The sequence below is a fragment of the Sphingomonas crocodyli genome (assembly GCF_004005865.1).
Lineage (GTDB): Bacteria > Pseudomonadota > Alphaproteobacteria > Sphingomonadales > Sphingomonadaceae > Rhizorhabdus > Rhizorhabdus crocodyli.
Genome location: NZ_SACN01000004.1, coordinates 241,144 through 253,995, shown reverse-complemented (window position 1 = coordinate 253,995; position 12,852 = coordinate 241,144). Strand labels below are relative to the sequence as shown.

The following is a 12,852-nucleotide window of genomic DNA, read 5'->3' as shown; positions in this document are numbered from 1 at the left end:
TCAGCAGGCCAGCGGCTGGAGGGGCACGCGATCGGCGGCAAGTGCACGCATCGCCTGATAGGCGGTGTGGACCGCGTCGCCGATCCGCCCGACCTTGCGGCTGTCGCCGACGAGATAGCAGCGCACGCCGGCGGCCACGAGATCGTCGGCGACCTTGTTGAGCGGATCGCGGCCCTGCGCCATCAGCAGGCGGGCTGCCTCGATCACGCGGGTATCGCCATCCTTGCCGCGTACCGTCACTTCGCCATCGGTGATGCGGACGATCTCGCTTTCGGCGACCACCTCGATCGCCGGATTGGCGTTGATCCGCGCGACGAGGCCGAGCCGGTAAACGATCTCCGCCGACCGCGCGAGTTGATGCGCGCCCGATCGCGTGACCAGCACGACGCGCGCGCCATGTTCGGCCATATATTCGGCCGCCTCGCAGCCAGTCTCGCCGCCGCCGTAGACGATCGCGGTGCCGCCGGCCGGCACGCCGGGCAGGGCATGGCCCATCAGCAGTTCATAGGCATCGAGCACCATCGGATCGTCGATCCCGTCGATCGACATCGGCCGCGTGGTGGTGCCCGCCGCGACGAAGACGAGGTCGGGCGCTTCGGCGGCGATCTCGTCGGCGGTCACGCGATGGCCGCGGCGAACCGCAACCCGGCTCTTGGCCAGACGGCGGACCAGATAGTCGCGATACCAGAACAATTTGTCCTTGCCCGGCGGGGTCGCCGACGCGATCAGCCCGCCGCCCAGTTCGTCGCTCGCCTCGTGCAGCGTCGTCTGGAACCCCGCCTGATCGAGCATCAGCGCAGCCGCCATGCCTCCCGGTCCCGCGCCGACGACCACGGCCTTGCGGCCAAGGCCCAGATCGGCGGCGAAGTCCGCATCGAGTTCGCTGCCGGTGCGCGGATTTTCGGCGCAGACGATGCGGTGGAGATTGTCGGGCGCGATGCACCAGTTGCAGCTCGTGCAGGGTCGGATCTCGTCGCGCAGGCCCGCTTCGGCCTTCTTGGGCCATGCCGGATCGGTCAGCGACGGGCGGCCGAGCGCCACGAGATCGCAATCGCCCTCGATCAACGCCGCTTCGCCCGTCTCCGGCCAGCGGATCTGGCCGACGCCAATCATCGGCACATTGGCGGCTTCGCGCAGCTTCTTCGCATAAGGCAGGCGCCAGCCTTCGGGCGCCGACATCGGCTCCATCACCTTATCGAATGCTTCGGGGCCACGCCCGGTCGATGCGTGGAGCATGTCGGCGCCGGCGGCGACGAGGTGCGGTACGATCAGCGCATTGTCCTCGACCGAAAGGCCGCCCTTCAGGAATTCGTCGGCCGAGATGCGGAAGCACAGCGGCTTGTCGCCGATCGCGGCCTTCACCGCCTTGATGACGGCGGTGGGGAAGGCGAGGCGCCGTTCGAAATCGCCGCCCCATTTGTCGTCGCGCTGGTTGCTGAAGGGCGAGAGGAATTGCGACAGCAGATAGCCGTGCGCACCGTGCAGCTCGATCCCGTCATAGCCCGCTTCGGAGGCGAGCGCGGCCGAACGGCCGAAGGCTTCGACGAGGTGCTGGATCTCATCGTCGGTCATCTGCGCGACGACGATCTTGTTCGGATCCTTGCGCGAACGGACCTCCATCGGCCCGCGCACGACGCCGTCGGCCAGATAGCTGCCCTTCGCAAAGCGCCCGCCATGTTGCAGCTGCAGGAACGCCTTGGCGCCCGCCGCGTGGATCGTTTCCACCAGCCGATAATGGCCGTCCAGATTGCGGCGGCTGTCGAGCGAGAGCTGATGCTCCTCGGTGCGGCCGGTCTTCGGATCGACGCAGGTGAACTCGACGATGATCAGCCCGAAGCCACCCAGTGCGCGCTCGCGATAAAAGGCGATCTGCGACGGCGTGACGGCCCCGTCGACCCCGCCCAGCGACGTCGACATCGGCGCCATGACGAGGCGGTTCTTCAGTTCGACCCCGGCGACGGTGAAGGGGCTGAACAGATGCGGATAATGCGGATTGGTCATGGCGATCAGCGCCTCTCATTCTTGATCAGGTCGGCGCCCTTCTCCCCGATCATGATCGTGGGGGCGTTGGTGTTGGCGGCGGGCATATCGGGCATGATCGAGGCGTCGATCACCCTGAGGCCCGACACTCCCCGCACCTTCAGGGCCGGGTCAACCACCGACCGCGCGTCTCCGCCCATCCGGCAGCTGGAAACGGGGTGGAAGCCGATGCCGGCGCGGGCGCGGATATAGTCCTCCCACTCGGCATCGCTCTTGGGCGGCTGTTCGGGCAGGTGGCGCCCGGTGACGTGCTTCGCGAGCGCGGGCGCTTCGAACACCGTCTCGCACTGCTTCATCGCGGCGATCATCGTCGCCATGTCCTCGGGCGAACCGAGCAGGCGGTGATCGACGACCGGCTTTACCGCCGGATCGGCGCTGCGCAGGCGGATTTCGCCGCGACTCTTGGGCGGGGAGCAGTTGACGAAGATCGTCACCCCCGCGCGCTTGTGCGGCTGGCGCGTGTGGCTGTCGACCGCGACCGGCCCGAACGACAGCTTGATGTTCGGATGGTTCATGCCGGGATCGGAGCGCGTGTTCGCGATCGCCTGCACCGGGGGCGAGGTCAGCGGACCGGTGCCCATGAACAGATATTGGAGGAAGTGGAGCGGCAGCTTCATCGAGGTCGCGGCGGTGTTGAGCGTCTCGACATCCACAAAGCGGCTCTGCGGCACGCTGGCATGCTCCTGCAGGTTCTTGCCCACCTCGGGCGCGTCGGCGACCACGTCGATGCCCAGTTCGCGCAGCTCGTCGGCCGGGCCGATGCCCGAACGGAGGAGGAGGGCGGGCGAATGGATCGCGCCCGCGCTCACCAGCACCTCGCGCTTCGCCGTCACCTCGCGCACGACATTGCCGTCGCGATAGCGGACGCCGGTGGCGCGCTTGTCGCCGTCGAACAGCACCTTGTCCGCCAGTACGCCGGTCAGCACGGTCAGGTTCCGGCGCCCCTTGATGGGCTTCAGATAGGCTTCGTAGGTGCTGCTGCGCCGCCCGCTTTTCTGGCTGAAATAGTTGTGGAAGACGCCGTCGACGTCGCCCGCGCAATAATCCTCGATCCGGGTCAGGCCGGTTTCGGCGCACGCCTGGACGAAGGCTTCGGTCATTTCGTGCGGCGTGCGGATCGGCTCGACGCTCAGCGGGCCGTCATGGCCCATGCTGTCGCTGCCGGTGTCCGGCCCGCCATAATTCTCGGCCTTCTTGAAATAGGGAAGAACCTCGTCCCAGCTCCAGCCGGTGCAGCCATTCGCGGCCCAGCCGTCATAATCGGTCTTCGAACCGCGGATGTAGATCGTGCCGTTGATCGCCGAACCGCCGCCCAGCATCTTGCCCGAGATCCACAGCACCTGCCGCCCGTTGATCGAAGGATCGGGCTCGGTCAGGTACATCCAGTCATAATCGGGATTGCCCATCAGCTTGACCGATCCGACCGGCATGTTGACCAGCAACGTATCGCTCTTGCCGCCCGCTTCGAGCAGGACGACGCTCACGTTCGGATCCTCGCTCAGGCGGTTCGCCAGCACGCAGCCTGCGCTACCCGCCCCGATGATCACATAATCCGCCTCGAGCATCCCGTTCCCCACCCGCGAATATTGTTTCGATTGGCTTGGCCATACCGATCGGTTCGGTCAAGGCGCGGCTTGTGGGCCGCACGGCCGATGCGGTAGCCCTCTGTCGATATGGGGGACTATGCAATTTGGGAGGGGCGATGACCGCCCGTTACGACGCGATCATCGTCGGGGCCGGGCATAATGGGCTCGTTTGCGCTTTCTACCTCGCCCGCGCGGGTCTGCGCGTGCGCATCGTCGAGCGGCGCGATGTCGTCGGCGGGGCCGCGGTTACCGAAGAATTCCATCACGGTTTCCGCAATTCTGCGGCGAGCTATACGGTCAGCCTGCTCCAGCCGAAGGTGATCGCCGACATGCGGCTGGCCGATCACGGCTATCGCGTGATCGAACGGCCGATCTCCAATTTCCTGCCGCTGGACGACGGCTATCTCAAGCTCGGTGGCGGCCTCGCTCGCACCCAGGCCGAGTTTGCACGCTTCTCGGCGAAGGATGCTGCGGCGCTGCCGGCTTATTATGACGCGCTGGAGGGCGTGGCCGATGTGCTGCGCTCGCTCGCGCTCCGGGCGCCGCCCAATGTCGGCGGCGGGCTGCGCGCGTTGATCGAGGCGGCACGGCAGGGGCGGGGGATCGCCAGCCTGCCGATCGAGCGGCAACGTGACCTGCTCGATCTCTTCGCCAAGTCGGCGCGGACCTTCCTCGACGGCTGGTTCGAAAGCGATCCCGTAAAGGCCGCTTTCGGCTTCGATGCGGTCGTCGGCAATTTCGCCAGCCCCGATACGCCGGGGTCGGCCTATGTCCTGCTCCACCATGTCTTTGGCGAGGTGAACGGAAACAAGGGCGCGTGGGGCCATGTTGCCGGCGGCATGGGCGCGATCACGCAGGCGATGGCGAAGGTCGTCCGCGCGATGGGCGTCGAGATCAGTCTGGAGGCGCCGGTGGCGAAGCTGCTCGTCGACGGCGGCCGCGTCGCGGGTGTACGGCTGGAAAGCGGGGAGGAGATTGTCGCGCCACTGGTCGCCGCCAATGTCGGGCCGAAATTGCTCTACGAGCGGCTGGTCGACCCCGCCGATCTCGACGCCGATTTCCTGCGCCGCATCCGCAGCTTTCGGGCGGGGTCGGGCACCTTCCGCATGAACGTTGCCTTGTCCGAACTGCCGCGCTTCTCGGTGCTGCCCGAACCCGGCGAGCACCATCGATCGGGCATCGTGATCGCGCCCAGCCTCAATTATATGGACCGCGCCTATCTCGACGCTAAGCGGGATGGGATATCGCGTGAGCCGATCGTCGAGATGCTGATCCCCTCGACGATCGACGACAGCCTTGCCCCGCCCGGCGGCCATGTCGCCAGCCTTTTCTGCCAGCAATTCGCGCCCGTCCTGCCCGACGGCCGCAGCTGGGACGACGAGCGCGAGACGGCGGCGGACCTGATCCTCGACACCGTCGAGCGCCATGCGCCGGGCTTCAGGGCATCGGTGATCGCGCGCCAGATCCACTCGCCGCTCGATCTGGAGCGCAAGTTCGGTCTCGTCGGCGGCGACATTTTTCATGGGGCGATGAGCCTCGACCAACTCTGGTCGGCGCGCCCGGTGCTCGGCCACGGTGCCTATCGCGGGCCGATACGCGGTCTCTATATGTGCGGTGCGGGGACGCATCCGGGCGGCGGCGTTACGGGCGCGCCGGGGCACAATGCCGCGCGGGAGATTTTGCGGGATCGCAGCGTGCTTGGGCGATTGCGGATCTTCTAAACCGTCATTCCCGCGAAGGCGGGAACCTATCCAATCTCTCCGCGAGAGAAGGCTTCGGATGGGCCCCCGCCTTCGCGGGGGTGACGAAGAGTTAGAACAGCCCCGCAGCCCCGCTCGCCACAAACCAGCCGTTCGCGAAATCGACGTCGTCGGCCTGCTGGCGCTTGCCATAGCGCATCGGGGTGCCGTCGATCGACTTGACCATACCGCCGGCTGCGCGGAGCACCGCGTCGCCGGCCGCCGTGTCCCATTCCATCGTCCGGCCGAGGCGCGGGTAGAGATCGGCCAGACCTTGGGCCACCTGACAGAATTTGAGCGAGGAGCCGACCGAGATCAGCTGGCCGACCTTGTAGCGTTCGAGAAATTCCTTGGTCTCGTCGGTCATGTGCGATTTGCTGGCGACCACGTCGATCGGCCCGTCATTGGCCGGGCGCACGGTAATGTCGCTCCACGCCCCGATCACCCCATCGGCAACCGGCGCCATCCGCGCGCCCGCGCCGGCAGCGCCCGCCCAGATCGTCCCGAGCGCGGGCGCATAGACGACGCCCGCGACCGGCGCGTCGCCCGAGATCAGCGCGATGTTGACGGTGAACTCGCCGTTGCGGTTGATGAACTCCTTGGTCCCGTCGAGCGGATCGACCAGGAAGAAGCTGCCCCCACATTCGGGGATGCGCCCCGCCGCGGCTTCCTCTTCAGCCACCACCGGCACATCGGGCGCGACCTGTGCGAGCGCCGCGAGTATAACCGCCTCGGCGCGCGCATCGGCCTCGGTCACCGGCGATCCGTCACCCTTGGTCTCGGTGGTGCAGGCGCCCGCCTCATAGACCGCCATGATCTCCTTGCCCGCATCCACCGCGATACGGACGATCTGGTCGAGGAGCGCGCTCATCCGAGCAGCTTCTCGACGATCAGGTCGGCGGCCTGTTCGGGTGACAACTTGGTCGTATCGATCCGGATCTCGGGCGCGTCGGGTGCCTCATAAGGGCTGTCGATCCCGGTGAAGTTCTTCAACTCGCCCGACCGCGCCTTCTTGTACAAACCCTTCACGTCGCGCGCCTCGGCCTCGGCCAGCGGCGTGTCGATATGCACCTCGAAGAACTCGCCCGCCGCGACCATCGAACGGACCATGTCGCGCTCGGCGCGGAAGGGCGAGATGAAGGCGGTGATGACGATCAGGCCCGCATCGGTCATCAGCTTGGCGACTTCGCCCACGCGCCGGATATTCTCGACGCGATCGGCATCTGTGAAGCCCAGATCCTTGTTGAGCCCGTGGCGCACATTGTCGCCGTCGAGCAGGAAGGTGTGGCGGTTCATCCGCGCCAGCTTCTTTTCGACTAGGTTCGCGATCGTCGATTTGCCCGCACCCGAGAGCCCGGTAAGCCACAGCACGGCGGGCTTCTGGTTCTTCAGGTTCGCATGGTGCGCGCGGTCGATATCGTGTGCCTGCCAATGGACGTTCTGGCTGCGGCGGAGCGCGAAGTGGAGCATGCCCGCCGCCACCGTCGCATTGGTCATCTTGTCGATCAGGATGAACCCGCCCAGCGCGCGCGAATCCGCATAGGGTTCGAACACCAGCCCCTTGTCGGTGGTCAGGTTCGCGACCCCGATCGCGTTGAGATCGAGCGTCTTGGCCGCAAGCTGTTCGAGCGTGTTGACGTTGATCTGATATTTGGGCTGCGAAATCGTCGCGCTGACGGTCTGGGTACCGAGCTTCAGCCAATAGGCGCGGCCCGCCAGCATCTCCTCATCGGCCATCCACACGATCGTCGCCTCGAACTGGTCGGCGACCTGCGGCGGAGCATCTGCGGCGGCAATCACGTCGCCGCGCGAGCAATCGACCTCGTCGGCCAGCGTCAGCGTGACCGACTGGCCCGCGCCGGCCTCCTCCAGATCGCCGTCATAGGTGACGATCGACTTGACCGTGCTGGTCTTACCCGACGGCAGGATGCGCACCGGATCGCCCGGCTTGATCGTGCCGGTCGAGATCTGCCCGGCAAAGCCGCGGAAATCGAGGTTGGGGCGATTGACCCACTGCACCGGCAGGCGGAACGGCTTCGCGCGATCGCTGTCGGCGTCGACGGGCACCGTCTCCAGATGCTCCATCAGCGTCGGCCCCTTATACCAGGGGGTCTTGCCCGAACGCGTCGTGATATTGTCGCCCTTGAAGCCCGAAATCGGCATCGCGGTGAAGGCGGTGATCCCGATTTCGGCCGCGAAGCTGCGATAGCTCATCACGATCCGGTTGAAGACGGCCTCGTCATAATCGACCAGGTCCATCTTGTTCACCGCCAGCACGATGTTCCGGATGCCGATCAGGTGCGCGAGATAGGAGTGCCGCCGCGTCTGGGTCAGCACGCCCTTGCGCGCGTCGATCAGGATGACGGCGAGGTCGGCGGTCGACGCGCCCGTTACCATGTTGCGGGTATATTGTTCGTGGCCCGGCGTGTCGGCGACGATGAACTTGCGTTTCTCGGTGGCGAAGAAGCGATAGGCGACGTCGATCGTGATCCCCTGCTCGCGCTCGGCGGCGAGGCCGTCGACCAGCAAAGCGAAGTCGATCTCCTGCCCCTGCGTGCCCACGCGCTTGCTGTCGGCTTCGAGCGCCGCCAGCTGATCTTCGAAGATCATCTTCGAATCGTAGAGCAGGCGGCCGATCAGGGTCGATTTGCCGTCGTCCACCGAACCGCAGGTGATGAAGCGCAGCAGGCTCTTGTTGCGATGCGCCTCGAGATAGGCGTCGATATCCTCGGCGATGAGGGCGTCGACGACGTAGGTGGGGCTCTCGCTGCTGGCCGGTTCGGTCATCAGAAATACCCCTCTTGCTTCTTCTTCTCCATGCCGGCGCCGCCGGCATCCTTGTCGATCGCGCGCCCCTGCCGCTCGGACGTGGTGGTCAGCAGCATTTCCTGAATGACCTCGGGCAGGGTCGCCGCGGTGCTCTCGACCGCGCCGGTCAGCGGGTAGCAGCCAAGCGTGCGGAAACGGATCGACCGGTCGACCGGCACTTCGCCTGGCTCCAACGGGAAGCGATCGTCATCGACCATCAGCAGCATCCCGTCGCGCTCCACGGTCGGGCGCGGTGCGGAGAAATAGAGCGGGACGATCGGAATGTCCTCCAGATGGATGTACTGCCAGATATCCAGCTCGGTCCAATTGGAGATCGGGAAGACGCGGATGCTCTCGCCCTTCGCCTTGCGGGCATTGTAGAGGTTCCACAATTCCGGGCGCTGGTTCTTGGGATCCCAGCGGTGCGAAGCCGTGCGGAACGAAAAGACCCGCTCCTTTGCGCGGCTCTTTTCCTCGTCGCGGCGCGCGCCGCCGAAGGCCGCGTCGAACCCGTATTTGTCGAGCGCCTGCTTCAGCCCTTCGGTCTTCCACATGTCGGTGTGGAGCGCGCCATGATCGAACGGGTTGATCCCCTTCTCGATCGCTTCGGGATTCTGGTAGATCAGCAATTCCATGCCCGCGTCGCGCGCGGCCTTTTCGCGCAGCTCGTACATCGCCTTGAACTTCCAGGTCGTGTCGACGTGGAGCAGGGGGAAGGGCGGGGGCGCCGGATAGAAGGCCTTCTTGGCCAGATGCAGCATCACCGCCGAATCCTTGCCGACGCTGTACAGCATCACCGGCTTTTCGCATTCGGCCACCACCTCGCGGATGATGTGGATGCTCTCGGCCTCAAGCCGTTCGAGATGGGTCAGGGTTTTCATGCTCGTTTCCATGCGCGCGACGCTATGCCGACGCCGGCGCGCAAGGCGATGGCGCGCTTCGGATTTTCGGACATAACGGAAAAGCTGTTCACAGGCCGACCCATATGGGCGGACCTGCGCGCGCAGGAAGCGGCCTTATCTTAGCGGCTGGAAAGCTGCCCTATTCCTCTTTGGTACCCGCACTGCCGATCGACTGCTCGATCAGGCCGTTTCGCGCCATGATCCAGAACAGGATGATGCCGGGCAAAGCGGCGACGGTCGTGAGCAGGTAGAATTCGACATAACCCATCGCCTCGATCATCGCGCCGGCGGTGGTTCCGGTCACGAAGCGACCGACCACGGAGGCTGCCGCCGAAATCAGGGCGAATTGCGACGCGGTGAAGCGCAGGTCGCACAAGGCGGAGAAGTAAGCGATCACGGTGACGCCGCCGATCCCGCTCGCGAAATTCTCGAACCCCATCGTCGCCGCCATCGCCAGATTGGACGGATGGCCGGAGGCGGCAAGGCCCGCGAAGCTCAAATTGGTCAGCGCCATCAGCCACAGGCTGAGCATAACCGATCGCTTGAGGCCCATCCGCGCATAGAGAATGCCGCCGACGAAGATGCCGGCCAGGAAGGTCCAGAAGCCGACGCCAACATCATAGATGGCGATCGCGTCGTTGCTGTAGCCCATGTCGTTGAACAACAGGCGGACGGTCAGGTTCGCCAGCGTGTCGCCGATCTTGTGGAGCAGGATGAAGGCGAGGACGAGCCAGGCGCCCGATCGCTGGAAGAACTCCGCGAACGGCCCCCAGATCGAAACCACGCTCGCGCGCAGGCCGCGCCGTTCGGTCGGTTCGCGGTGGCGTTCGGGTTCGCCCATCACCAGCGCGGTCAGCATCGCGGGCAATGCGAACATCGTGCAAGCGAGATAGCCGCCAGCCCAGCCCACGCGCGCGGCGAGCAGCAGCGCGAGTGAGGCGGCCAGCTGCGATCCGATCCGCCAGCCATATTGGCTCATGCCCGCGCCGACGCCCAGTTGGTGGGGTTTCAGCATCTCGATGCGATAAGCGTCGATCACGATATCGAAGGTCGCGCCCGCCAAGCCGACGAGGATCGCGGCGACGGCGGTGCGCGTCAGGCTCGCCTGCGGATCGACCAGCGCGAGATTGGCGACCGCCGCGATCACCAGCACGCCCGCGAGCAGCATCCACGACACGCGCTGCCCCATCCGCCCGATGATCGGCAGCTTCACGCCGTCGACCATCCACGCCCATAGCGGCTTGAGATTATAAACGAGGAAGGCGAGCGAGAAGGCGGTGACGGCCTTCTTGTCGATCCCCGATTGCGCGAGCCGGGTCGTCAGCGTCGCGCCGATCATCGCGTAGGGAAAGCCGGAGGATATGCCGACGCACAAAGCCGCCAGCGCCTCGGGCGCGGTATAGGGCTTTATGGCGTTCAGCCAGCCGCGCTTCTGATCGATCGCGGCCGTGCCGCCGTCCCCCGGTTCGCTCATGCACAGACCTTAGCGCCACATCGGCGCTAGGGAAGGGGTCAGTAGAGGCTCAGCCCCTTCGGCACGCGCTTGGGCGCGCCTTCACCGCCCAGCTTCGCCTCGACCGCGTCGAGCGCGAGGCCAAGGTCGCGCTGCTTATAGGGTTTGGCGAGGCATCCGATCGCGATGGCGGGCGCATCGGCGGGGCAGCGCGCGGTGACGAACAGCAACGGCACGCCCGCCGCCTGCGCCGCCAGCGCGACGTCGCGTCCGTTAGACGCGCGCGACAGGGTGAAATCGGACAGGATCAGGTCGATCCCGCCGCCTGCGATCGCATCGCGCGCATCGTCGGCATTGTCGACCGTCGCGATCACGACATAGCCATGTTCGGACAGGAAATGTTCGGTGTCGAACGCGACGAGGGGTTCGTCCTCAACGATGAGGAGCCGCCGATATTTGCGCTCGCGTCGCCCGAACAGCATCCACTCTCCATTTTTGGCCCGTACCTGCCCTTGACCGGGGGCAGATTTCGCCCGACCACTCGTTCTTTCTAATCGGAGACGCCCGTGGCCAAGCGCCTCACCATGTTCATCCTCCTCGCGATGATCCTCGGCATCGCTGTCGGCATCACGCTCAATCAAACGATTGCCGATCCCGCTACGATCAAGAACGTCACGGGCTATATTTCGATCCTCACCGAGCTGTTCCTGCGGTTGATCAAGATGATCATCGCGCCGCTCGTGTTCGCGACGCTCGTGGTCGGCATCGCACATATGGGCGATACATCGGCGCTGGGGCGGATCGGGCTGCGGTCGATCCTGTGGTTCCTGTCGGCCAGCCTGGTGTCGCTGACGCTGGGCCTGATCATGGTCAACCTGCTGCAACCCGGCGTCGGCCTTGGCCTGCCGCTGCCCGATGTGAGCGCGACCAGTGGCGTCACGCAGGCCGATTTCACGCTCAAGACCTTCATCACCCATCTCGTGCCCAAGAGCTTCTTCGAAGCGATGGCGAATAACGAGATCCTGCAGATCGTGATCTTCTCGATCTTCGTCGGTGTCGCGATGACGGCGATCGGCGACAAGGCCGCGCCGCTGCTGCGCGGGGTAGAGGCGCTGGCGCAGGTGATGCTCCAGATCACCGATTATGTGATGCGCTTCGCCCCCTTCGCGGTGTTCGCGGCGGTCACGTCGGCGCTGGCCGAACAGGGGCCGGGCATCCTGATCACCTTCGGCAAGTTCATGGGCGGCTTCTACCTGACGATGCTGGTCATGTGGGGGCTGCTGCTGCTTGCCTGCTTCCTGGTCGCGGGCGGGCGCGCGAAGTTGCTGGTGCGCTACATCCGCGAACCGATCCTGCTCGCCTTCACCACCGCCTCGTCGGAGGCGGCTTTTCCGCGCACGCTGGAGGCGCTCGATCGGTTCGGCGTGCCGCGCCGGATCGCCAGCTTCGTCCTGCCGCTCGGCTATTCGTTCAACCTTGATGGGACGATGCTCTATTGCACCTTCGCGACCGTCTTCATCGCGCAGTCCTACGGCATCGATCTGAGCCTTGGGCAGCAGGTGACGATGCTGCTGATCCTGATGGTCACGTCAAAGGGCGTGGCGGGCGTGCCGCGTGCCAGCCTGGTCGTGATCGCCTCGACCTTGGCCTTCTTCAAGATTCCGGAGGCGGGGCTCCTCCTGATCCTCGCGGTCGATCACTTCCTCGATATGGGCCGTTCGGCCACCAACGTCGTCGGCAATGCGGTGGCGAGCGTGGTCGTGGCCAAGTGGGAAGGCGCGCTCGAGGTCATCGAAGCCCCCGAGATCGAACCACCCCACGCCCCCAGCGACACGATCCACGGCGGCCGCCGCGGGCTGGAGCTCGACGGATCGCAATACGATTGACGGGGCGTCCTTCGATACGCCGCTTCGCCATGCTCAGCGGCTACTCAGGATGAGCGGATTTGCTTTTCACCCCTCATCCTGAGCAGGGCTGAGCGAAGTCGAAGCCCGTCCGTCGAAGGACGCTCAGATAACCTTCAGATAATCGAAATAGGCGCCCACCGGCGGGCCATCCATTGCGGCCATCAGCGGGCCGAAGACGTCCTTGGGCAGCTGGCCGCTCGCGCCCTTGTGATGCTCGATCGAGGCCCACTTCTCGTTGAACAGGAAACGGCCTTCATTGCCGGTGTCGCGCAGCATCTCGACGCCCTCGCACCCGTCGATCTTCCGCACCGCATCGGCCAGCGCATAGAGCGAGGCTTCCATCTCGGCGGCCATGCCGGGCTTGGCGTTCATCTCGTAAAAGCGCGAAACGGTCATGGCAGTCTCCCTTGTTACGGG

The 12,852-nt window shown here is 65.5% G+C and carries 10 protein-coding genes; 2 read left to right on the top strand and 8 right to left on the bottom strand.

Annotation, left to right across the window (positions count from 1 at the left end; genetic code table 11):
- Both EOD43_RS21200 and EOD43_RS21195 read right to left on the bottom strand, forming a co-directional pair.
- Positions 1-2,001 carry an oxidoreductase gene (locus tag EOD43_RS21200; RefSeq protein WP_127746158.1) on the bottom strand — a complete coding sequence of 667 codons (2,001 nt, stop codon included), beginning with the start codon at positions 1,999-2,001 and terminating at the stop codon, positions 1-3.
- Between the two features lie 5 nt (positions 2,002-2,006).
- Positions 2,007-3,605 (bottom strand): GMC family oxidoreductase, encoded by a 1,599-nt coding sequence (locus EOD43_RS21195; RefSeq protein ID WP_127746156.1) that lies wholly within the window; start codon positions 3,603-3,605, stop codon positions 2,007-2,009.
- A gap of 137 nt (positions 3,606-3,742) precedes the next feature.
- On the opposite strand from EOD43_RS21195, the gene EOD43_RS21190 reads away from it, so the two are divergent.
- The gene (locus EOD43_RS21190; protein ID WP_127746154.1) at positions 3,743-5,347 is read left to right on the top strand and encodes a phytoene desaturase family protein; all 1,605 of its coding nucleotides are present in this window, start codon (positions 3,743-3,745) and stop codon (positions 5,345-5,347) included.
- Between the two features lie 91 nt (positions 5,348-5,438).
- Here the strand turns inward: EOD43_RS21190 and cysQ are convergent, their stop codons facing one another.
- From cysQ to EOD43_RS21165, 5 genes are all read right to left on the bottom strand, one after another.
- Positions 5,439-6,236, bottom strand: coding sequence for a 3'(2'),5'-bisphosphate nucleotidase CysQ (gene cysQ / locus EOD43_RS21185; RefSeq protein ID WP_127746152.1), 798 nt, complete (start codon positions 6,234-6,236; stop codon positions 5,439-5,441).
- Positions 6,233-8,152, bottom strand: coding sequence for a sulfate adenylyltransferase subunit CysN (gene cysN / locus EOD43_RS21180; protein ID WP_127746150.1), 1,920 nt, complete (start codon positions 8,150-8,152; stop codon positions 6,233-6,235). Before cysN ends, cysQ begins: the two co-directional genes overlap by 4 nt.
- Positions 8,152-9,054 (bottom strand): sulfate adenylyltransferase subunit CysD, encoded by a 903-nt coding sequence (gene cysD / locus EOD43_RS21175; RefSeq protein WP_127746148.1) that lies wholly within the window; start codon positions 9,052-9,054, stop codon positions 8,152-8,154. Before cysD ends, cysN begins: the two co-directional genes overlap by 1 nt.
- A gap of 160 nt (positions 9,055-9,214) precedes the next feature.
- Complete coding sequence (locus EOD43_RS21170) at positions 9,215-10,549, bottom strand: AmpG family muropeptide MFS transporter (RefSeq protein WP_127746146.1); 1,335 nt, start codon at positions 10,547-10,549, stop codon at positions 9,215-9,217.
- Positions 10,550-10,587: 38 nt separating this feature from the next.
- Positions 10,588-11,010: a response regulator gene (locus EOD43_RS21165; protein ID WP_127746144.1), complete on the bottom strand. Its 423-nt coding sequence runs from the start codon at positions 11,008-11,010 to the stop codon at positions 10,588-10,590.
- Between the two features lie 84 nt (positions 11,011-11,094).
- Here EOD43_RS21165 and EOD43_RS21160 point away from each other — a divergent pair, with 84 nt between their 5' ends.
- Positions 11,095-12,414 carry a dicarboxylate/amino acid:cation symporter gene (locus EOD43_RS21160; protein ID WP_127746142.1) on the top strand — a complete coding sequence of 440 codons (1,320 nt, stop codon included), beginning with the start codon at positions 11,095-11,097 and terminating at the stop codon, positions 12,412-12,414.
- Between the two features lie 123 nt (positions 12,415-12,537).
- Here the strand turns inward: EOD43_RS21160 and EOD43_RS21155 are convergent, their stop codons facing one another.
- Positions 12,538-12,831 carry a putative quinol monooxygenase gene (locus tag EOD43_RS21155; protein ID WP_127746140.1) on the bottom strand — a complete coding sequence of 98 codons (294 nt, stop codon included), beginning with the start codon at positions 12,829-12,831 and terminating at the stop codon, positions 12,538-12,540.
- Between the last annotated feature and the right edge of the window lie 21 nt (positions 12,832-12,852).